This window comes from Trichococcus shcherbakoviae, from assembly GCF_963666195.1.
Classification (GTDB): domain Bacteria; phylum Bacillota; class Bacilli; order Lactobacillales; family Aerococcaceae; genus Trichococcus; species Trichococcus shcherbakoviae.
Genome location: NZ_OY762653.1, coordinates 1,997,143 through 2,019,434, shown reverse-complemented (window position 1 = coordinate 2,019,434; position 22,292 = coordinate 1,997,143). Strand labels below are relative to the sequence as shown.

18 protein-coding genes and 1 riboswitch are annotated in these 22,292 nt (G+C 49.2%); of the genes, 9 read left to right on the top strand and 9 right to left on the bottom strand.

Features of this window, described 5'->3' with window-relative positions; all coding sequences use genetic code 11:
- Positions 1-5 precede the first annotated feature (5 nt).
- Positions 6-926 carry a Gfo/Idh/MocA family protein gene (locus ACKPBX_RS09685; protein ID WP_174565829.1) on the bottom strand — a complete coding sequence of 307 codons (921 nt, stop codon included), beginning with the start codon at positions 924-926 and terminating at the stop codon, positions 6-8.
- A 189-nt stretch (positions 927-1,115) separates the two neighbouring features.
- Here ACKPBX_RS09685 and ACKPBX_RS09680 point away from each other — a divergent pair, with 189 nt between their 5' ends.
- From ACKPBX_RS09680 to ACKPBX_RS09655, 6 genes are all read left to right on the top strand, one after another.
- The gene (locus ACKPBX_RS09680) at positions 1,116-2,510 is read left to right on the top strand and encodes a 6-phospho-beta-glucosidase GmuD (RefSeq protein WP_068561631.1); all 1,395 of its coding nucleotides are present in this window, start codon (positions 1,116-1,118) and stop codon (positions 2,508-2,510) included.
- 25 nt (positions 2,511-2,535) lie between these two features.
- Positions 2,536-3,864 (top strand): PTS cellobiose transporter subunit IIC, encoded by a 1,329-nt coding sequence (celB, locus tag ACKPBX_RS09675; RefSeq protein WP_086629756.1) that lies wholly within the window; start codon positions 2,536-2,538, stop codon positions 3,862-3,864.
- Positions 3,865-4,043: 179 nt separating this feature from the next.
- Positions 4,044-4,757: a GntR family transcriptional regulator gene (locus tag ACKPBX_RS09670; RefSeq protein WP_086629755.1), complete on the top strand. Its 714-nt coding sequence runs from the start codon at positions 4,044-4,046 to the stop codon at positions 4,755-4,757.
- Between the two features lie 21 nt (positions 4,758-4,778).
- Entirely contained in the window at positions 4,779-5,738 is a 960-nt protein-coding gene (gene manA / locus ACKPBX_RS09665; protein WP_319995247.1) for a mannose-6-phosphate isomerase, class I, read from the top strand.
- 218 nt (positions 5,739-5,956) lie between these two features.
- Positions 5,957-7,663, top strand: coding sequence for an IS1634 family transposase (locus tag ACKPBX_RS09660; RefSeq protein WP_319995246.1), 1,707 nt, complete (start codon positions 5,957-5,959; stop codon positions 7,661-7,663).
- A 91-nt stretch (positions 7,664-7,754) separates the two neighbouring features.
- Entirely contained in the window at positions 7,755-7,916 is a 162-nt protein-coding gene (locus ACKPBX_RS09655) for a hypothetical protein (protein ID WP_407702541.1), read from the top strand.
- A gap of 80 nt (positions 7,917-7,996) precedes the next feature.
- On the opposite strand, the gene ACKPBX_RS09650 is transcribed toward ACKPBX_RS09655, so the two are convergent.
- On the bottom strand, positions 7,997-8,857 hold the full coding sequence (locus tag ACKPBX_RS09650) for an ROK family protein (protein WP_140186228.1): 861 nt from the start codon (positions 8,855-8,857) through the stop codon (positions 7,997-7,999).
- A gap of 351 nt (positions 8,858-9,208) precedes the next feature.
- On the opposite strand from ACKPBX_RS09650, the gene ACKPBX_RS09645 reads away from it, so the two are divergent.
- Positions 9,209-10,258, top strand: coding sequence for an aldose epimerase family protein (locus ACKPBX_RS09645; protein WP_319995245.1), 1,050 nt, complete (start codon positions 9,209-9,211; stop codon positions 10,256-10,258).
- Between the two features lie 253 nt (positions 10,259-10,511).
- Here ACKPBX_RS09645 and ACKPBX_RS09640 read toward each other — a convergent pair whose 3' ends face one another.
- The 3 genes from ACKPBX_RS09640 to gloA2 form a co-directional block, all read right to left on the bottom strand.
- A complete protein-coding gene (locus ACKPBX_RS09640) occupies positions 10,512-11,405 on the bottom strand; it encodes a DMT family transporter (protein WP_119092756.1) in 894 nt (297 codons plus the stop codon).
- 238 nt (positions 11,406-11,643) lie between these two features.
- Entirely contained in the window at positions 11,644-12,633 is a 990-nt protein-coding gene (gene mgrA / locus ACKPBX_RS09635) for an L-glyceraldehyde 3-phosphate reductase (RefSeq protein WP_068561642.1), read from the bottom strand.
- Between the two features lie 355 nt (positions 12,634-12,988).
- Positions 12,989-13,369 carry an SMU1112c/YaeR family gloxylase I-like metalloprotein gene (gloA2, locus tag ACKPBX_RS09630; RefSeq protein ID WP_086629743.1) on the bottom strand — a complete coding sequence of 127 codons (381 nt, stop codon included), beginning with the start codon at positions 13,367-13,369 and terminating at the stop codon, positions 12,989-12,991.
- 219 nt (positions 13,370-13,588) lie between these two features.
- On the opposite strand from gloA2, the gene ACKPBX_RS09625 reads away from it, so the two are divergent.
- Entirely contained in the window at positions 13,589-13,930 is a 342-nt protein-coding gene (locus ACKPBX_RS09625) for a heavy metal-binding domain-containing protein (RefSeq protein WP_086629742.1), read from the top strand.
- A gap of 50 nt (positions 13,931-13,980) precedes the next feature.
- Here the strand turns inward: ACKPBX_RS09625 and ACKPBX_RS09620 are convergent, their stop codons facing one another.
- From ACKPBX_RS09620 to ACKPBX_RS09605, 4 genes are all read right to left on the bottom strand, one after another.
- Positions 13,981-16,155, bottom strand: a complete 2,175-nt coding sequence (locus ACKPBX_RS09620) for a type IA DNA topoisomerase (protein WP_319995244.1) — start codon at positions 16,153-16,155, stop codon at positions 13,981-13,983.
- Between the two features lie 154 nt (positions 16,156-16,309).
- Positions 16,310-18,505, bottom strand: coding sequence for a DNA topoisomerase III (locus ACKPBX_RS09615; RefSeq protein WP_119092738.1), 2,196 nt, complete (start codon positions 18,503-18,505; stop codon positions 16,310-16,312).
- Positions 18,506-18,625: 120 nt separating this feature from the next.
- Complete coding sequence (locus ACKPBX_RS09610; RefSeq protein WP_233436760.1) at positions 18,626-19,177, bottom strand: ECF transporter S component; 552 nt, start codon at positions 19,175-19,177, stop codon at positions 18,626-18,628.
- Positions 19,156-19,578, bottom strand: a complete 423-nt coding sequence (locus ACKPBX_RS09605) for a DUF4430 domain-containing protein (protein ID WP_160116962.1) — start codon at positions 19,576-19,578, stop codon at positions 19,156-19,158. Before ACKPBX_RS09605 ends, ACKPBX_RS09610 begins: the two co-directional genes overlap by 22 nt.
- A gap of 87 nt (positions 19,579-19,665) precedes the next feature.
- A riboswitch (adenosylcobalamin (AdoCbl) riboswitch) is annotated at positions 19,666-19,822 on the bottom strand.
- 358 nt (positions 19,823-20,180) lie between these two features.
- Here ACKPBX_RS09605 and ACKPBX_RS09600 point away from each other — a divergent pair.
- Positions 20,181-22,217: a copper-translocating P-type ATPase gene (locus ACKPBX_RS09600; RefSeq protein ID WP_119092739.1), complete on the top strand. Its 2,037-nt coding sequence runs from the start codon at positions 20,181-20,183 to the stop codon at positions 22,215-22,217.
- Positions 22,218-22,292 lie beyond the last annotated feature (75 nt).

The following is a 22,292-nucleotide window of genomic DNA, read 5'->3' as shown; positions in this document are numbered from 1 at the left end:
ACATTCTATCCGTTTGGCTTGTTTCCGAATCCGTTGTCGGCGAGAATTTTCTCGCACAACGAATGGCTCAGATAGCTTGATTCTGTGGAGACTGGGTTGGTATGTTCCTTTACGCCCGCGACAAACGAATCGATCAATGGCTCGAATCCTCTTTTGCGGAGCGTCCCTTCCCAATCGCCGAAAGCAATTTGCTGCTTGCCATTTTTTTGTTGGATGGTCATATCGGTCAAATTCAGGACGCGCGCGATCCCCTCCGGACTTTGGACTTCCATGACTTCCTGATTGGCTCCCGCTTCATAGTTCATCGAAACGAAACAAGTGGCGCTCTTCGTTTCGAGCATCAGCCATAGCCGTTTCAACTCCCCTTCGTTTTCGACCAGATGCGATTGCACCGACACCACCTCATCATCCAACAAATACAAAGCGGTATCCGCGATATGGATGAACAAATCGTAGACGGCGAAGCGGACGGGTTCCACGTTCTTCACGCGATCCTTCTGAATAAGGATCATCTTTTTGTCAGGAATCCCTTTCAACCGTTCCACCATCGGAGCAAAACGGCGGTTGAAGCCAGCTGTAAGGAGCAAGCCCTTAGCGTCCGCCAACTCAATCAATTGCTTTGTTTCTTCCAGATCATCACTGATGGGCTTGTCCACATAGACCGAAATGCCGCGCTCCAGCAACTTGCGGATGATTTCCGCATGGGCAACGGTAGCTACGTGCACAAAGGCAGCCTCGATTCCGCTGTCCAACCATTCCTCGATCGAGGTATACAAATGCTGGAAGCCAAATTTTTTTCCTACGGCTTCCAGCTTCTCTCTGTTTCGCGAGCACAGATGCCATTCCACCTCATCCTGCATCTCGACCATGACCGGGAGATACGCCTTTTGTGCAATGTTACCTAACCCGATGACTCCAATTTTCATCACCTATCGCCTCCAAACCTGTTTGTTCTTTTTATACCATAATTTCGTTGCGAATTCTCGCTAAAAAGCGGAAATAATTGAGAAATAATAAAAATATATATTTTTCTTTGAAATCGATTGCATTTTCTTTTTTTGTTTTGTATAATTCTTTTTGAAGTTATGTATAGACATAGAAATGGAGTTGTTTAGATGAAATACGAATTTCCTGCAGGTTTTTGGTGGGGCTCGGCAGCAAGCGGACCGCAGACAGAGGGCACGGTTGCCGGAGACGGCAAAGGAGACAGCATCTGGGATCATTGGTACAAACAGAACCCAGAGCTGTTCTTCAATCAAGTCGGTCCTGAAGACACATCCTACGTATACAATCGCTACAAAGAAGATATAGCACTCATGAAAAAAACGGGACACACTACGTACCGAACCTCCATTCAATGGAGCCGTCTGATTCCGGATGGGATCGGCGCAGTGAATCCTGAGGCGGTGGCGTTTTACAATAGCTACATCGACGAGCTATTGGCCAACGGCATCGAACCTTTCATGAATCTTTATCACTTTGATATGCCGTTGTCATTACAACAGAAAGGAGGCTGGGAAAGCAAAGAAGTCGTGGATGCCTATGCGGATTACGCGCGCATCTGCTTCGAACTGTTCGGCGACCGCGTAAAAAAATGGTTCACCCACAATGAACCGATTGTTCCGGTCGAAGGCGGCTATCTCTACCAATTCCACTACCCTAGTGTCGTGGATATGAAAAAAGCCGCTCAAGTCGCTTATCACGAAACGTTGTCAAGCGCAAAAGCCATCAAAATTTATCATGAAATGAACCTTGACGGGCAAATCGGCATCATCCTCAATCTGACGCCTAGTTACCCGCGCAATGAGAATGATCCTGAAGACGTCAAGGCAGCCCGTCTCGCTGATGCCTTCTTCAACCGTTCCTTCTTGGACCCTGCCATCAAAGGCACCTTCCCCGAAGATTTGGTTTCGCTGCTGAAGGAATTGGATTACCTACCGGAATATACGCAATCGGAATTAGAACTCATCAAACATAATACCATCGACATTCTGGGGATCAATTACTATCAGCCAAGACGCATCATGAAAAAAGAAAGCACGGAACGCTTGTCCGACAACCCGATGCCGGATGATTACTTCGACAATTACATCTGGCCGGAACGCAAAATGAATCCATACCGTGGCTGGGAAATCTACGAAAAAGGCATTTATGATTGCCTGATCAACGTCCGTGACAACTACGGAAACCTGCCCTGCTACATTTCCGAAAACGGGATGGGTGTGGAAGGCGAAGAGCGCTTCATCAACGCGGATGGCATGATCGAAGATGATTACCGTATCGAATTTGTCCAAGATCATCTGAAATATGTCCATCAAGCGTTGCAGGAGGGTTGCAACGTGAAAGGTTACCATATGTGGACGTGCATGGATAACTGGTCCTGGACAAACGCCTACAAAAACCGCTACGGCTTCATTGCGGTCGATCTGGCGGAAGAAGGAAAACGCACAATCAAGAAAAGTGGTTACTGGTTTAAACAGGTTTCAGACAAAAATGGTTTTGACGCATAAGTTTTCTAAGAGAGGAAAATGACCAATGAATAATTTTATTGATAATTTAGCCGAAAAATTGACTCCCCTTGCCGGCAAGCTCGGCTCAAACAGATACTTAGCAGTATTGCGTGACGCTTTTATGCTTTCTTTCCCACTGACGATGTTCGGTTCAATCGTCGTTGTATTGAACAACCTGCCGTTCTGGAGCGATGATCTGAAAGGGACTTTGGGCGGTCTGTTCGGAAACGGGCAAAACGCGACTATGTCCATCATGACGATTTTCATCACGTTCGGTATCGGGTATTACCTGACCCGTTCTTATGATGAAGATGGCATCTTCGGAGGAGCTGTTTCATTATCTTCTTACTTGATTTTGACACCCTTCAACTTTACAACAGCAGACGGTGCTGAAGTCAGCGGCGCCCTTTCCTTGGATCGCCTAGGCGCTAAAGGAATGTTCATCGGCATGTTGGCTGCCTTCATCGCAGCTGAGATTTATGTGCGAATCACCAAAAAAGGAATCGTCATCAAAATGCCTGAAGGTGTTCCTGATGCTGTTGCCCGCTCATTCGGTGCCCTGATTCCGGCAATTTCTACACTTACCATTTTCCTGATGCTTAATGCATTGGTTTCTGGCGTTTTTACAACAAACTTGCATGATGTCATCTACACAGTCATCCAAAAACCGCTTGTCGGATTGGGAAGCAGCTTGCCTGCTACTTTGGTTTCCCTGTTCTTCGTGCAAATCCTTTGGTTCTTCGGCTTACATGGCCAAATCATCGTCAACTCCGTCATGGATCCGATCTGGAACACCTTGGCTTTGGAAAACTTGGATGCTTTTAAAGCTGGCGAAGCACTGCCGCACATCATCACAAAGCCATTCATGGAAACATTCACAGTCGGTCTGGGTGGTTCCGGTATGACGTTGATGGTAGTCATCTTGATGGCATTCGTCATGAAGAGCCGTCAAATGAAGGATATCGGTCGTTTGGCGATCGGACCTGGCTTGTTCAACGTTAACGAACCTGTCATCTTCGGATTACCGATTGTATTGAACGCATCCATCGCTATCCCTTGGATTTTGACACCTTTAATCGTAACGACCGTAAACTACTTATCAATGGCATCCGGTTTGTTCCCTACTCCAACTGGTGTAACGGTTCCGTGGACTGTTCCGTTGTTCTTCAGCGGTATGATGGCCACCAACTCCGTTATGGGCGGCGTGCTGCAACTGATCGACTTCGTAATCGTCGGAGTGATGTGGTATCCATTCCTGAAGGTTGTCGATAAAGCGAATTTGGCACTTACTTTCGAGGAAGACACGCAGGCATCTGACCGCACTTCCTTGCAAGGCGCGCAATCAAAAAACTAAGCTGATTCAATCCGGAAACTGCATTCTCTGTTCTTTCCTAGCAAATGGCCCGAGGCAACCTGCTTCGGGCCATTTGCCTTTCCTTAATCAGCCAAATGTAAAGGTTAGCTTGTTTCAAGTCTAGCCATTACGGTATAATGGGGATTGAAATCGTGTAATTTCCGGGAGGATAGACTGTAATGAAAAAATATGAAGAAATAGCGGATGAATTGCGGCGCCGCATCGCTGATGGCGAATACGCGGAAGATGAAATGCTCCCGGACCAGATCGCTTTGGCGGAAGAATTTGGCGTCAGCCGGATGACCTTAAAGAAAGCCATCGACATGATCGCAATGGAAGGCCTGATTTTCCGCAAACGGGGTGTCGGCACTTTTGTCATCAAGAGCGCTCTCTGGAATAGCGGAGATTCCAAAGCAGATGAATATGCAGGCTTATCCAAACAGTTTCCGAATAAAACGGTAAAGAGCAAAATCATCCTCTTTGATATCCTGTTCCCTTCCGAAAATATAAAATCCTTGTTGATGCTGGAGGACAATCAGCCTGTCTACCACCTGCAACGCCTGAGGATTATTGACGACAAACCTTATATCCTTGAAAACACCTACTTTGTAGCCGGATTGGTCAAGGACTTGACTGAAGATATTATCCATCATTCCATCTATGACCACATCCGCGACACCTTAGGGCTAAAAATCGGTGGTGCTTACCGAAAAATCCACGCTGATCGCTCTAATGAACTGGATTGGCAAGAATTGGCATGCGATCAACATACGCCGATTCTTGAAGTGGAACAAGTCGTTTATCTGACGAATGGGACTCCTTTCGAGTACTCCACTGCTCGCAGTCGCTTCGATACACGTTCCTACACCATCACCGATATCATCAAACAATAACAAAATATTAGGAGGAAAAATATGCAAGAGCCATTGTTTATCCAACCTGTCCTGCAAGAAAAAATCTGGGGCGGCACCAAGCTGCGCGACATCTACGGGTACGACATCCCCAGCGACCATACCGGCGAATGCTGGGCCATCAGCGCCCATCCCGACGGCACCGGAGCTGTGGAAAACGGACAATTCACCGGCACCAAACTGGATGTCCTCTATGCGGAGCATCCTGAGTTGTTCGAAAATCCGACTTCGCCCGTCTTCCCATTGCTGACCAAAATCATCGATGCTGCCGAAGCCTTATCCGTCCAAGTGCATCCTGATGATGCTTATGGACTGAAGCATGAAGGCGAGTTGGGGAAAACCGAATGCTGGTACATCATCGATGCCGATGACGATTCCGAAATCATCTACGGACACAATGCCCAAACAAAAGAACAGTTCTCGGAAATGATCGCGGAAGGAAACTGGGATGGGCTGTTGCGCCACGTCAAAGTGAAGAAAGGCGACTTCTTCTTCGTTCCGAGCGGTACCATCCATGCCATCGGCGGCGGAATCACGATTCTGGAGACGCAACAGAGCAGCAACACGACTTACCGCGTCTACGACTTCGACCGCAAAGACGATCAAGGCAACACCCGCGACCTGCACATCCAACAATCGATCGCTGTGTCGATGATCCCGCATAAAGATCCTGCGAATCATTTCGAAACAACCACTGTGGACGGAAATACCGTGACTACTTTTATCGAAAGTGACTATTTCACTGTCTATAAATGGGACATCCTTTCGGAAATGGCCTTCAACAAGACGGCTCCCTATACCTTGGCGAGCGTCATTGAAGGCACCGGCAGCCTGACTGTCGATGGAAAAGCTTACCCATTGCAGAAAGGCGACCACTTCATTCTGCCTGCGACGGTTACAGCTTGGTCTTTATCCGGCAGCATGGAACTGGTAGCTTCCACTCCCGGACCGAAAAACAGCTGATAAAAATAATAAAGCGGCCCCATCCTGACGATAGCTTCGTCGGGATGGGGCCGCTGTTCTGTTACTGGTTCGATCGTTTTTTCCCGACTTTTACAGTTTAATCAATCAAAAAGTGCTAGAAACGTTAATTTTATAATGTTTCTAGCACTTTTCACTTGTTTTTATATTGTATATATGTATGTATATATGTTATAATAGCTGTAAAGGTGGTGTCGGAAATGTATCTTCAAATTTTCAAAAATCGGGATCAAGAATACGTGCGCATCGCGGAATCTTACAGGGATCCCGAAACAAAGAAACCAAAGATTCGCGTGATACAAAATTTTGGAAACAAAGAAAAGTTACTAGCGGAGAACCCCAACGCTATCGAAGAACTTCAGAAAAAAGTGGACCAGATGAACTTGGAAAAAGAACATACGGAAGTTTCGATGGCCACCCAACGCGTGAGCGCGTTTATCGAGCACGCCAGTGCTCAACCGAGTGACGCAGGCGCTCCGGTACAAAATTATGGCTATGAAGTCTATCAATGGCTGTGGGATCAACTGAAGCTTGATTCTTTTCTGCAGTACCGCCAGAAAAAGGAAACAAACATTCATTTCCCTACTAAAACGCCAATCGCATTGATGGTTTACTCCCGATTATTGTTCCCTGGTTCAAAACGTTCCACATTTGAGGGGAAAGATCGCTTCGCAAGCGAATTCCCTTGTGAATTGGAACAGATGTATCGCGCCTTGCCTTTTTTGGCATCACAGAAAAACCAGTTAGAGGAACATTTGAACAAGCAGATCAGTCAGTTTTTCGACCGCAACCTTTCGGTTGCCTTCTATGACGTCACGACTTATTATTTTGAGTCGGTCAAAGCAGATGATTTGAAGAAATTTGGCTACTCAAAGGACAACAAAGTGAATCAGGTTCAGGTTGTGATGGGACTCCTCATCGATGACAAAGGCATTCCGATCAGCTATGAATTATTCCCTGGAAACACCAATGATTTCAAGACTTTGGAGCCTGTACTCATACGATTGAAGGAGCAGTACGGCATCTCCAAGATGATCATTACAGCGGATCGAGGGCTGAATTCCAAAAAAAATCTGGTGTTCCTAAAATCCATCGGATTCGAATATATCATGTCCTACAAAATCCGTTCCGGTTCGAAAGCTGCCAAAGCAATGGTTCTCGAAGAAGAAGGCTACACCTACTCTTCAACTGATTTCAAATGGAAAAAATGCGGCTTTCAATCGACGGTCCGGATAGATAGCAAGAGTCATGAGATTCAGGATCAACTCCTGGTCACGTGGTCCTTGAAGCGAGAACGAAAAGATCGTAAGGACCGCGAGCGGATTGTGGAAAAATCCCGTAATCTCGTGGAATCCAAGTCGAGAATGAAGTCAGAAATGAAAAAAGGCGGGAAAAAATATGTTCAACTGACCTTGATGGAAGATGATCAGATTTCATTTAACGAGAAGCAGTTGGAAATTGATGAACGGTTTGATGGCTATTACGGAATCGAATATAGTGATGCCACATTAACACCGGAACAGGTGTTGGGGGCTTATCATGGGCTTTGGAAAATTGAGGAAAGTTTCCGAGTTCTGAAAAGCAATCTGGAGGCAAGACCCATTTACGTCTGGAGCGAAGACAGTATTCAGGGCCATTTCGTTCTCTGCTACTTAGCGTTGGTTCTGCAGCGCCTACTGGAATATCACCTTCATGAAAAAGGAATCGACTTCTCCACGGAGGCAATCCAGACCGCTCTTCGCAGCGCTACAATCACCAGTGTGAATATGGACAATACTGATATTTTTATCAAAAACAAAGCAACCGAAGGTTTCACCAACATTCTGGGTGTGCTTGGGTTAGAAGATATTCCCCCCTACGGGAAAAAAGACAAACGCAAGCGTGCATATCTACATACCAAAAAATAAAAAAATCCCCATAAACGCATATATAACGCGATTTATGGGGATTTTTCGGTTTAGCAACTGTAAAAGTCGGGACAAGACGGCTCCCTATACCTTGGCGAGCGTCATTGAAGGCACCGGCAGCCTGACTGTCGATGGAAAAGCTTACCCATTGCAGAAAGGCGACCACTTCATTCTGCCTGCGACGGTTACAGCTTGGTCTTTATCCGGCAGCATGGAACTGGTAGCTTCCACTCCCGGACCGAAAAACAGCTGATAAAAATAATAAAGCGGCCCCATCCTGACGATAGCTTCGTCGGGATGGGGCCGCTGTTCTGTTACTGGTTCGATCGTTTTTTACGCCTTCACTTCATTCGCCAGGATGATCGCACCGGTGATGCCGGCATCATCTACCAAGCCTGGCAACACAAGATAATCATCGACAGCAGGGACCGGCACATAGTCGGCAAGCAGCTTCGTAAATTTCGCTTTGATATTATCAAGCATACCAGGGACCTTCATGACGCCCCCGCCCAATACAATGCGCTCCGGACGCAGGATGACCGTGTAGGCTTCCAAAGCTTGCGCAATATAATAAGCGATGTAATCCCAGACTGCATCGGTAGGTTCCACATCTTTGCCGGCTTTACCCAGACGTCCGTCGATTGAAGGACCGGCAGCCATCCCTTCGAGGCAGTTGCCGTGGTAAGGGCAGAAACCTTCATAGTGATCATCTTCATGCGGACGCACCAATATGTGCCCCATTTCCGGATGGCCGATGCCTTCCAGAATTTTCCCATCGACGATTGCACCGGCTCCAACACCTGTGCCGATCGTGATGTACATGATGTTCTTCATCCCTTTTGCAGCACCAAGAGCGGATTCGCCCAAGGCAGCGCCATTCACGTCAGTCGTCCATCCCATTGGAACAGCATATCTTGCTTTCATGGCACCAAGGAAATCAAAATCTTTCCAGGCCAACTTTGGTGTGGAGAGGATATGTCCATATGTTTCCGAGTCTTTGTTGACGTCGATTGGCCCAAAGGAACCGATTCCGATTGCGGCTAAATCAAAACGATCAAAGAAAGCAAATACCTGCTCCAATGTTTCTTCCGGCGTAGTCGTCGGGAAAGCGACCCGCTCCAACAACTCATTTTTTTCATTTCCGACGGCGCACACAAATTTTGTTCCGCCTGCTTCAATTCCACCTACTAGCATAAATTCCTCACTCCAATTGGTTAGTTTTCGCGTGCGTTGCCACCTCGGATTCCGCTCAATAGCCGTCCGATTTTTATGAAAAAGCAGATTCGCACCTCTTTCCATTATACCGCTTTCAGTTGCCGGAATCATGTTTTTCAAGCATTTTCTGCTGAAATTCAGCACTTTTTCCTACACCGCCTACAGCATTGCTAAATATTTACTTAATTCGCTAAAAATTTTACTGTTTGTATTGATTTTAAAAAATCAAACGCTTACAATGTGGAGTGGGAATAAAACTATACTTTAAAAGAAAATCATAGCGGATCGATTGCTTCGCTTGAACGAAGCAATCACGAAAGGGGAACAATAATGAAAGTATCTGAAACAATAATCGGGCAAGTTCACGGAAAGGAGGTCGTAGCTTACACCTTGACGAATCCAAACGGCATCTCCCTTACAGCGATGACCTACGGTGCCACTATCACGGAACTTTTGATGCCGGATAAAAATGGAAAGACGGAGAACGTTATTTTGGCGATGGATTCATTGGATGATTACGTGACGCATCGACCGTATTACGGAGCTACTATCGGCCGGGTTGCCGGACGCATCACCAAAGGGGCTTTTGATTTGGACGGAACAGCGCATCAAGTGGTCGTGAATGAAGGAGGCAATCAACTCCACGGCGGCCCGACCGGATTGGATACCCTTGTCTGGGATGCGGAGGTGCAGGCATCCGCTGACGAGGCCAGTGTCCACTTCACGACAATCGATGCAGATGGCGCCAATGGCTATCCTGGAACACTTTCGGTAACGGTCAGCTACACGCTAACTTCCGACAGCGAATGGAAAGTCACTTATCGGGCAACGACGGATCAGGCAACTTTATTCAACCCGACTAACCATGTCTACTTCAACCTGAGCGGGGACATCAACAAACCGATCCTGCAGCACGACCTGCAACTGAACAGCGCGGCTTTTGCCGAATTGGGCGATGAGAATCTCCCTTCCGGAGCCTTGTTGCCGGCTGAAGGCACCCCTTTTGATTTCCGCAGCGGAGGAAAGCTCTCAGTCGCAGCTGAAGGGAGCCATCCGCAGACTCGGAAAGTCGCCGGCTTCGACCACCCTTTCCTGCTTCAGCATGACGAAGGCCAACCCGATGCGATCCTCAGCGACACAGAGTCCGGCCGAAGTGTCAAAATGTTTACCGATCAGGATTGCGTCGTGATCTTCATGCACAACGGCGCCGTCGATAAGTACACGATCGCCGGCAGTCCGGTCATCCAATATGCAGGCATCACCTTGGAGACGCAGGCATTGCCTGACGCCATCAACCAAGAAGGCTTCGGTGACATCACGCTCCATCCGGATGAAGTATATTCGGCTGAAACGATCTACAAATTCGAAGTACAGAACTGATTGTTAACAAAAGAAGGTGGACCGTAAATCATCCAGATTTACGGTCCACCTTCTTTTGCTCATGTGATAACAGCATAAAACCCGGTGATGGCTGGTTCACCGGGAAATTTTGGCCTGAGGGAATCCGATTTCCCGGTGGAGATTGTCTCATCGGGAAATCGCAGACGATTGGAGTCCGATTTCCCGTCGAAAGTCCCCTCACCGGGAATTTCAGCCTTTCGTATATCCTTATGCCATCATGTCCGGCATCTGCTCAGTCTTGAGCATCCGGAATAGCATTTTGGTCTGTCCGGACTGTCTTCGGTTTCAGTTCCACGACCAATACGCCAGCCAATATCAAAGCTGCTCCGATAAGCATCCGCAACGTGATCTCTTCCTTCAGAAAAAGCGCTGAAGCGACCATCCCGAACACGGCTTCCAGCGACAGGATGATGGCTGTTTCCGTTTCTTTGGTGAACTGCTGCGAGGCCGTTTGGATCAGAAAGCCCAGCATCGTGCTGACCGTTCCCAGATAAATGATGGAAAAGTAGCCTTCCGCGGCTGCCGGAAACAAAAATTCTCCCCTTGCGAGCGATACGAGCACCCCCAAGAGCGCGGCGGTGCCCATCTGGATGGTGGTCAATGCGTAAATGTTTTCACCCAGCACGAACCTATTTGTGAAGATGATCTGCAAGGCGAACAACAGAGCGCAAACCAGCGTCAGCATATCCCCGAAGTTTACACTGTGGAAGTCGGTAAGGGAAATGACGGCGATGCCGCCGATCGACAACAGCGCGCCCACGATGGCTGGGGCTGTAACTTTCCTTCTGAAGAACAATGCGCCTATGAACGGCACCAATACGACATTGAAGGCGGTAAGGAAAGCGTTCTTCGAAGGTGTCGTATATACAAGACCTACCGTCTGAAACAAGAAAGCCAAGTAAAGGATGGTTCCGAGGCCGATGCCTTTGAGATAGGTCTTTTTGGTCGCATGCTTCAGCTGGCCGAAAAAAATTGCCCCCATCAGTATGAATGCCAACAAAAAACGCATGGTCAATATTTGGTATGGGGAAAAATACTCCAAAGATATGGCGCTCACGACGAAACCTGAACCCCATATCATCGTCACAAAAATAAGTCCAATCTGTCCCTTTCTTCTGTCTGTCATATAACTTCCCCTTTCTATGAATAAAGATGCTTGCCCGATTGGCTTGATGCTGATGAACAATCCGGGCATACTTATCCACTTTACCCAACATTCTGATTGTCTGCAAGCAGATTTCTGCAAAATAGTAATACTATTTTCTGTTCACGATGCCTGTACAATGGAGCAGATACATCAGCCTGTCAGCAAAAAAGCTCCCCGAATGATGCATGGCATCGCTTCGGGAAGCTGTTCCTATTTTTTATTTTGCCAATACCGCTTCGATTTCATCCAATTCTTCATTGGTGAAATCAAGGTTTTCCAACGCTTTTACGTTATCATCGATTTGGCTCACTCGGCTAGCGCCGATCAGCACGCTTGTGACTTTCCCATCACGGAGAATCCAAGCGACTGCCATCTCAGCCAATGTTTGGCCGCGTCTTTGCGCGATTTCATTCAAAGCGCGTGATTTCTCGATGGTTTCCTGCACCCGCTCCGCGTTCAAGAACGGAGAAGAAGGTCTGCCGGCACGTGAATCTTCCGGAATGCCATGCAAATAGCGGTCGGTCAGCATGCCTTGCGCCAACGGACTGAAGGCGATGGTTCCCAACTTATTGGCCGTCAGAACATCCTGCAGCCCATCCTCGATCCAACGATTGTACATATTGTAGGCCGGTTGGTGGATGATGAACGGCGTCTTAAGATCTTTGAAGATGGCTGCAATTTCAGCAGTCTGCTCCGCAGAATAGTTGGAGATGCCGATATACAGAGCTTTTCCTTGACGGACCATCAGATCCAATGCTTGCGCAGTTTCTTCGAATGGTGTTTCAGGATCCGGACGATGCGAATAAAAAATATCCACATAATCAAGCCCCATCCGTTTCAGACTTTGATCAAGGCTCGCCGTCAAATACTTTTTGGAGCCCCATTCCCCGTATGGACCGGGCCACATATCATAGCCGGCCTTGCTGGAAATGATCAGCTCATCCCGGTAAGGCAGGAAGTCCTTCTTCAAAATCTTGCCGAAAGTTTCTTCCGCGCTGCCCGGAGGCGGACCGTAGTTGTTCGCCAGATCGAAATGAGTGATCCCCAGATCGAAGGCTCGTTGGACCATTTTGCGCGAATTGTCGAACAGATCCACCTCCCCGAAGTTATGCCAAAGCCCTAGGGAAATGGCAGGCAGTTTCAGACCGCTGTTGCCTACGCGGTTATAGATCATTTTGTCATATCTGTTTTGTGCCGGTTGATACATATCATCACCTCAACAAGTTAATATATCCAGTATAGCGTTTTCATTATTGTAACGCAAAGTATTTACGGAAAACGGAATTAATAGTTTTATCCTTCAATCTACCTCCTTGCCTGTGCTCCGGTGAACATAAGCTTCGCCGAAGTTCAGACCGTAATTTTCCATGCGTTCTCCGATGAGGGCGGACTCGCAGGAGTGGATAACAATTAGCAACACTGTGCTCCGGCGAGAGGGTCCTCACCGGAGCTGAAGGAAACTGGAGGAAAAACACCACGAATCCCCAACAAAAAATATTGGTTGGGATGGCCGAAAAAACGGGGAGCGCCTCAAATGAGACACTACCCGTTTCAGCTAAGCTTTATTCATGCAGCTCCAGCGGCAAGCCGTCCGGATCCTTGAAAAAAGTGAATTTTTTGTTCGTGTAGTCATCCAAGCGGATCGGCTCAGTTTCCACACCTTTGCGATTCAACTCCGCTACAGTCGCCTCGACATCCTCTACGTAGAAACAAAGATGGCGGAGCCCGACTGATTCCGGACCGCTGGGGCGCTCAGGAGGATTAGGAAAGGAGAACAGTTCGATTTCGCTCTCCCCCAGCTTGAGATCGAGTTTGTAGGAATCCCTTTCGGCCCGGTAGTTTTCGCGGATAATCGGCAATTCCAACACCTCAGTGTAGAAAGCTTTTGAGGCCTCATAATCGGAGGCGATGATCGCCACATGGTGAATTTTTTCAAATTTCATGGTAACAGTCCCTTCTGTTTCGAATCTTCCGTAATTTTACCATTAACGAACAATCTGTACACTTTTACCATAACATTTTTCTGCCCAATGGCCACCAAGATGACAGGTTTCTGTATCTTTTCAAGCCGTACTTTTGATATAATGAAGGCATCACCAGAAAGTTATAATCGATTTGTTGCACTGATTGTTTCACCGTTAGGAGAAAGGATGGTAAGTCACATGATTATTACAACAACAGCCCATATCGAGGGCAAAAAAATCACTGCCTATCAAGGCATCGTTTTCGGAGAAGTCATCACAGGCATCAACGTGTTCAAGGACTTCGGAGCCGGCATCCGCAATATCGTAGGCGGACGTTCAAAGAGCTACGAGGATGAATTGACTGTGGCACGCGAAAACGCCTTGGCGGAAATGCAAGATCGCGCCTCTGCAAAAGGCGCAAACGCCATCGTCGGCATGAAGATGGATTATGAAGTACTGGGAGCCGATAACGGCATGCTGATGGTCACCTGCAGCGGCACCGCCGTTAAATTGATGGATGAATCAGAATATTTAGGCTAAAAAATCAGAAAAGGTATCCGGGAATCAATTTCCTGGATACCTTTTTAGGTTCATTGTATTTTTTTGCGCACCGGCTTTTTCTTGCTCGGAGCGAACGGTTTGAAGGAAACGGCATACTTGCCGGCTTCGTCTTTTCCCAACAGTAAAGCCGTCGAAAAACTCTTCCCGTCTTTTTTCTTGAAACCGGAAAGACGCTTCGTTTCTTTCCGGGCCAACAGTTCTTTGGCTTCCTCAGGAGACAGATAGCGGCGGGCGATATAGCGGGAAATCCGGAACGAACAGGCCTCACCGTAGTCCTGGCATTGGAGGTAACTTCCCTTGATGATCGCTTCTTTCCCGCAGACCGGGCAAGCACCTACGACCGCACCATCGCCTGCAGCATCGATGCGCTCTGCGATCCCTTCGGACTGCAGCATCTCGTTCTTCGTGCCGAGGATTTCCATGACGAAACGTTTGATGTTATCGAGGAAATAGTCCTGGTCACCCTCGCCTTTATGGATTTTCGCCAAATACTTTTCCCATTCGGCCGTGAAGGCGACATCACTCATCTTGTTGCCGGCCACGGCCTCACAAAGCAGGATTCCCTTTTCGGTGATCGCCAGCTGGTTCTTCGAAGCAGTTATGTAGCCCCTGTCCTTCAGGTTTTCGATGACGCCGGCGCGGGTCGCTTCCGTTCCGATGCCGTGCGTTTCCTTCAGGATTGCCTTGTCCTCGGCATCATCCACTTCTTTGCCGGCGTTCTTCATGGCTGCAATCAGCGTGCCTTCTGTGTAAGGCTTCGGAGGAGTGGTCTTCTTCTCCTTCGTGGCCAAAACGGCTGTTCCGGCTTCCCCTACCGTAACCATCGGCAGGATTTTGTCCTCCGGTTCACCTTTTTTCCTTGTGTTGCCTTCCAGCTTCTTCCATCCGATATTCTTGATGATCTTACCGGATGCCACAAAGTCCAGTCCGCCGATATCCGTAATGATGGTCGGTTCATCGTAGATGAAGTCCTCTTCAAACATCGCCAAGGTCCGGCGCAGGACGAGGTCATAGATTTTCTGCTGGTTCGCATTCAATTTCGCGATTCGGGCCTGATCCGGCACTTTTTTCGTCGGGATGATGGCATAATGCTCCTGTACTTTGGCATCATCGACGTATTTTTTGCGCGGAGTCAGATTCGGCTTGTCGATTGTATGTCCCAAGATTCCCAAATAGCCGGAAAGATTGTCCTTCAGGTAGGCGAATTCATTCTTGGTGATGACGGTTGAGTCCGTCCGCGGATAGGAAAGCAGCTTTGCTTCATACAAAGACTGCACGGTTGCCAAGGTGTCTTTCGCGCCCATCTTGAATTTGGCGTTGGCTGCCCGCTGCAGATCGCTCAGAGAATACAGGCGCGGCGCCAACTCGCGCTTGTTCTCGTTGGCTTCGAAGCGCTTGATGACGGCGGGCATCTCAGCCGCCAATCCATGCGCCGAGATGAAGGTTTTCATTTCCTGTTTCGACTCAAATTCATGCTGATACTTCGCTTCGAACGTCCCATTCGTGACCGTGATCCGGGCCAAACACTCGTAATGCGTCTCTTCCTGGAAGGCGGCGATCTCCCTCATGCGCTTATAGATCATGAAGAGCGTCGGCGTCTGCACGCGGCCTACCGAAAAAGCCCCTTCTTTGATCCCGGCCTTCTGGAGCGCAATCGTGTACAGCCGGCTCAGGTTCATCCCCACCAGCCAATCGGCGATTTCTCGGCTTTGGGCCTCGATGTAGGATGGATACGTGTCTTTCCCGTCCAGCAATTCGCTGAATCCGCGGCGGATCTCATTGGATTCCAGGCTGTTGATCCAGAGGCGCTTCATCTCCTTCTTTTCTGCGCCGGCGTGCCGGATGATCGAACGGGCGATATTTTCCCCTTCGCGATCCGAGTCGGTGGCGATGATGATGCGGTCCGCTTCCTTGAGCTGCTGTTTGATGTTCGCCATCTGCTTGCCTTTTCCATATTGGATCTTGTATTTGTAGTTTTCCGGGAAAATCGGCAAGTGATCCAGGCTCCATTTTTTCCATTTCGGATCATATTCTTCCGGCTGCAACAAGCCCAAAAGATGACCCGAGGCATGTACGATGACCGTTTCGCCATCGAACATGCTATCCTGGATGACGTAGTTTCCGGCAACCGTCGCCTTCTTTTGGAATGAGCTCGCGTAGGCGGCCGCTTGCGATGATTTTTCGGCTAAAATGACTGTTTTCATTCTGAAATTTCCTCCCTGACAGGATTGCCGTCTGAGACTTTTAAGGCAATCGATACCCTACAATTATAACATACGCGCATTCCCGAAACCCGATCGAAAAAGGACTGCGACAGGCACAAAAAGCGCCATTGCAGTCCTTTTCAGTAAATTGTTTTTAATCGTCCAGCTTGAGTTTCTTCAGCGCTTCGAATAAGGCGGAATTCACCGGCTCTTCCTCTTGATTCTGTTTCTTCAGATATTTTTGGACATCCTGCTTGGCGGCTTTTCCGCCGGAGCCTTTTTTGCGTCGTTCGTTGAAGGCCGAAAGCTTTTCGCGGTAACCGCACTTGCAGGTGAATATCTGGCCATCGCCTTCGCCGTGCAGCTCCATTTTCTTCATGCACTGCGGACAGCGGGCATTGGTGACACGCGCCACATTTTTGCGGTACCCGCAATCGCGGTCCTGGCACACAAGCATCTTGCCTTTTTTTCCGTTCACTTCCAGCATCGGTTTGCCGCAATCCGGGCAGGTCTTGGTGGAGATGTTTTCGTGTTTGAACTTGCCTTCGCTCATCTTGATTTCCGAAACGATCTCTTTCGTGTAGGCCTTCATTTCGTTGATGAATACGTCCTTCTTCAGCTTGCCGGCAGCGATCTGCTCGAGCTTTCGCTCCCACTCGCCAGTCAGAGCCGGGGATTTCAGTTCTTCCGGAACCAACTCCAGCAGTTGCTTGCCTTTGGAAGTGATATGGATTTCCTGTCCGCGTCTTTCGATAAGGAAGGAATTGAACAACTTCTCGATGATGTCGGCGCGCGTAGCCACGGTTCCCAATCCGCCCGTTTCCTTCAGCGTCTGAGCCAAAGCTTTGTCAGTCGTTTCCATATATTTCGCCGGATTTTCCATCGCCGTCAATAGCGTTGCTTCATTGAAGTAGGCAGGCGGTTTCGTCTGCCCGGATGTCTCGCTTACGTAACGGACAGCCAGCACATCGCCTGCCTCGATTTTCGGCAACAGTTGCTCCTGGAGACCGTCTTCCGACTCCTCATCCTCCGTGCGATTGCTGTAGACTTCTTTCCAGCCGGCAGCGATGACCGTCTTGCCGCGGGCCACAAAGCGCTCGCCCCCGATGTCCGCGCGTAAAGTCAGCTGCTCATATTCGTAAGCCGGGAAAAGCACAGCCAAGAAGCGTTTCACAACCAGGTCATAGATTTTGAGTTCCTGAGCCGAGAGCTTCCCGATTTGCACGACTTGTTCCGTCGGGATGATGGCATGGTGATCGGAAACTTTGCTGTCATCGACGAACGACTTATTCGCCTTGATCGGTTTCGCCAACACCTTGTTCACGAGCGGACGGTATTCCTTGATGGCGCATGCCTTCAGCCTGTCCGGCAGCGTGGCGACGATGTCGTTCGACAGGTAGCGGGAATCCGTACGCGGATAAGTCAATAATTTATGCTGCTCATAGAGTTTCTGCATGATGTTCAGCGTCTCTTTGGCGGAATAGCCGAAAAGCTTGTTGGCGTCGCGTTGCAGTTCGGTCAGGTCGTACAGGCCTGGTGCATAGGCTTTTTTCGGTTTGCGGTCGACCGCAACAACCGTAGCCTGCTGCTTATCCAACTTTTTGACGATGGCTGTGACCTTGTCGCGCTCGAAACTCTTCGTGTCGTTCGTTTTCTCGTCCTGCCAAATCAGCTTCAGCTTCGTATCGGTCTGCGCCTCGATGCCGTAGTAGGTCTTCGGCTGGAATTGCTTGATTTCATCTTCGCGTCTGGCGATGATGGCGACAACCGGCGTCTGGACGCGGCCACAGTTCAACTGGGCGTTGAATTTCGTCGTCAGCGCGCGGGTCGCATTCAGGCCGATGTACCAATCCGCTTCCGAACGGGCCACAGCAGATTGATACAAGTTTTCATAATCCTTTCCCGGCTTTAGGTTCTGGAAGCCGTCTTTGATGGCCTTGTCAGTCACGGATGAAATCCACAGGCGTTTGACTGGCTTATTGACTTTCGCTTTTTCGATGATCCAGCGGGCAACCAGTTCGCCTTCGCGGCCGGCATCCGTTGCGATGATGATGTCGGAAACGTCATTCCGCACCAACTGGGACTTGACAGCATTGAACTGCTTGCCGGACTGCTTGATGACAGTCAGCTTCAGGTCTTGCGGAAGCATCGGCAGATCCGCCAGATTCCAATTTTTGTACTTCACATCATAGGCTTCCGGATCGGCAAGCGTCACAAGATGACCCAAGGCCCAAGTGACGATATAGTCTTTCCCTTCCAGGTACCCTTGACCCTGTTTTTCGCACTGCAGCACGCGGGCGATATCGCGCGCCACCGATGGTTTTTCAGCTAATACTAGACTCTTTCCCATAATATATATTTGCTCCCTTATCTCTCGATTCTCGTGTCCTACTATATCACAGATAGCGCAAAAACAGAAAAAACTATAGCGGACTCCCATACAGGGAATTCTCTATAGTCTCCTCAATTTTTATGTTTTTTTCTGTTGCGCCAGCAACAAAGGCGCCAAAATCGGCTCCAGTATCAGATAGAACCCGGCATTCCCCAGGCCGTGCAGGAGATCGAAAGGGATTCCGGCAATGTAATAAGCCCAAAAACTGTTTATGCCCATCAATTTCACGGAAATGACGGAGATGACGAATCCGTAAAGCAGTCCTCCGAAAAAGGCGAATAGCGCGAATAGGATTCTGCGGCTCCTTTTTTGGCTTATATTGTAAAACGGCTTCACGAACAAACCAGTGACTACGATCAGAACGCCGAAACTGGCGATCTGCGCAATCGTCCATGGCCCCATTCCCAGCAGGAAGTTGGACAGGATGATGGACAGGATGGCCACAATGAAACCATCCGTCATGCCCAACGTAAGCGTCAGGATGATCAGCACGGCTGTCACCGGTTGGACATTCGGGATGAACTGGAACACCATCCTCCCGACATAGCACAGAGCCGTCAAAATCGACAGCAGCGCCAGTCGCCTTACCCCGAAGCCCATAGTCTTCTTTACATTTCTGTCAGGTTCCACACGATTACGTCTCCTTCTTGGAGCGCCACATCAGCGGCTCCGACCATCGAAGGCTCACCGTTTACATCAAACATCCAATATTTGGCTTTCGTTTCGGCTGACTCTTCCACTTGTGCCAACCCATCGATGGCGGTGATGAAGCCGCCATCTTCTTCGATTGTATAGTTTTCTTTCATGACATCAAATAAGCTCGTGCCCGCTTCAACCTCCACCGTTTTTTCAGAGCCTGCGACGACTGTGCCGCCATCCGTCAAAGAAATCGTTACGCTGACTGTCTCTGCTGCTTCGGAGCTGGCCGCGACAGTCGACTCCTGCAGGATGGAACTTGTTTCCGCTTCTTCCGTCGGGGCGCACCCGAATAATACCAAACTCAACGATAAGGCCAACAACAATTTTTTCATTTTACCACTCCTAATCTTTATTCGACAGGGGTTGCATCGCCAACGGCCGGGATCATGCAAAAAAAGCCCATGCGCCATCGCATAGACAAGTAACGGAACCGTTTTACCTCGAAACGGCACGCTTGCAAAAAATAGCAGCTTGGAATGAAGACCTGACTTAGACGTTCCGGGACGTCATCACAGTGGCGGGACCGCGTTGGATTTTCACCAAACTTCCAAATTCCAAGTGTCTTTGAATGGTTTTCCTATCCCTTCCATTTTACTCAAAGGAGAAAAAAATACAAGACCAGTTGCGCTTTTCAGTGCATGCTGGTCTTGCAATTGATGATAAGTGTGTCAAGTCAATCTTTGATTCCCGTAGCGTTTCTTCAACTCTGCAGTTGATGCGCCACCCCATAGGAAGTTTTCTGGGAATTTCAATTCTATCAAAGTCCTTCATCTCTTTCGTGATAGCGGTTTAGTTCTATATTTTACCTGAACGTCCGCAGAAAGGAAACCGTTACCATCCTAGCTCTGAATTCTGCTATGATAAGCATAAGAAGCTGCAGTCATTTTTATGGACCTTATTGTTTGGACGTTTTGAAGCAAGGAGGAATGGCAAGATGGATGAACACAAACAGAAACAGGCCGCTTCCCAGAGTCACGATCAGCACATGAACCATGATGAAGCTGGGCATGCCGCCACAGGACATGCCAGCCACCACGAACAGATGGTGGCCGAATACCGGAAACGTTTTTGGATTGTCTTGCTGCTGACGATTCCGGTAACCATGTTGTCCCCCATGATGATGATGCTCTTCGGTTACCATTTCGACTTTCCGGGAGCGAATTTTGTCGTCTTCGGCCTATCCACCGTCATCTTCTTCTACGGCGGCAAACCATTTCTGGAGGGAGCTTGGGAGGAATGGAAGAACCGATCGCTTGGCATGATGATGCTGATTTCCTTGGCAATTGTTTCTGCCTATATCTACAGCACTTTCACAGCCTTCTTCATAGAGGGCTCGGACTTCTATTTCGAACTGGCAACCTTGATCCTTATCATGCTGCTCGGACATTGGATCGAGATGAAATCCCAGATGGGGGCATCCAAGGCTCTGGAAGAACTCATCAAACTGATGCCCAAGGAAGCCCACCGGTTGGATGCGGCCGGCAATGTCGAAGAAGTATCGATCGAAGCCCTCGTTCCGGGTGAACGCATCCTCGTCAAGCCCGGCGAAAAAATCCCTTTGGACGGAAAAATCTACGAAGGCCTCTCAACGGTTGACGAATCGATGCTGACGGGAGAATCCGTGCCCATCGAAAAACAACCGGGCATGCAGGCCATCGGCGGCTCCATCAATGGTTCTGGTGTCCTGAAGCTGACCGTGGAAAAGGTCGGAAATGAAACCTACTTGGCTCAGGTCATCAACATGGTTCAGGAAGCCCAGCAACAAAAATCCAAATCGCAGGGTTTGGCCGACAAAGCGGCGGGCTGGCTGTTCTATATCGCCGTCACAGCCGGCCTCTTAACTTTCGTTTATTGGATTTTTGCAGCCGACTTGGCCTTCGCTTTGGAGCGGATGGTGACGGTACTCGTCATCGCTTGTCCCCATGCACTCGGGCTGGCTGTCCCTTTGGTGAATGCGGTGTCCACTTCAATCGCAGCCCGAAATGGCTTGCTGATCCGCAACCGGACGCAATTCGAGGAGGCGCGCAACGTGGATCGGATCGTCTTCGACAAGACCGGGACCTTGACGGAAGGCAACTTCGGCGTGACCGACATTCTTCCCGCAGCTGGGGTCTCCAAGAAGGAATTACTGACGTTGGCCTATTCTGCCGAAAGCCAATCTGAACACCCGATCGCAAAAGGGATCGTCCGCAAAGGGGAAGCAGCAGCCCTCACCCTTTTGCCGGTAACTGATTATCAAAACCTTACTGGCCAAGGTCTGCAGGTCACTGTGGACGGCATGCAGGTCGCTGTCGTCAGCCCCGGCACCATGGATGAGCGCGGCATCGCATACAACAAGGAGACATTCGCCAGCTTGGCGCAGCAAGGCAAAACCGTTGTCTTCGTCCTGAAGGAAGGCATCCTGCAGGGGATGGTCGCCAACGCTGATATCATCCGTGCGTCATCGCACGAAGTCGTGACTGCCCTGAAGGAGCAAGGCATTGAAGCCATCATGCTGACAGGCGACAATAGCCGCGCAGCGCAATACGTGGGCGAGCAGTTAGGTCTGGCTCAAGTATTTGCGGAAGTTCTGCCTGCCGAGAAATCGAAACACATCGCTGCACTGAAAGCCGGAAACAAAAAAGTCGCGATGGTCGGGGATGGCGTCAATGATGCGCCCGCTCTGGCGGAAGCTGATCTTGGCATTGCAATCGGCGCCGGAACGGATGTCGCCATCGAAACAGCCGACGTCATTCTGGTGGACAGCAATCCGAAAGACGTATTGACCATCATCACCCTTTCGAAAGCCACTTACCGCAAGATGGTCGAGAACCTGATTTGGGCGGTGGGCTATAACGTGATCGCCATCCCACTGGCTGCAGGTGTATTGTCCAATCAGGGCCTCCTTATCACCCCGGCCATCGGGGCAGCCGTCATGTCTATCAGCACAATCATCTGCGCGGTCAACGCGCGGCTCTTGAAGATAGACTGAGCTTGCACGTCAAATACTCACTGCAACAGACTATAAAACTACATCCAATCTACACAATAGGACTGTATACTGCAT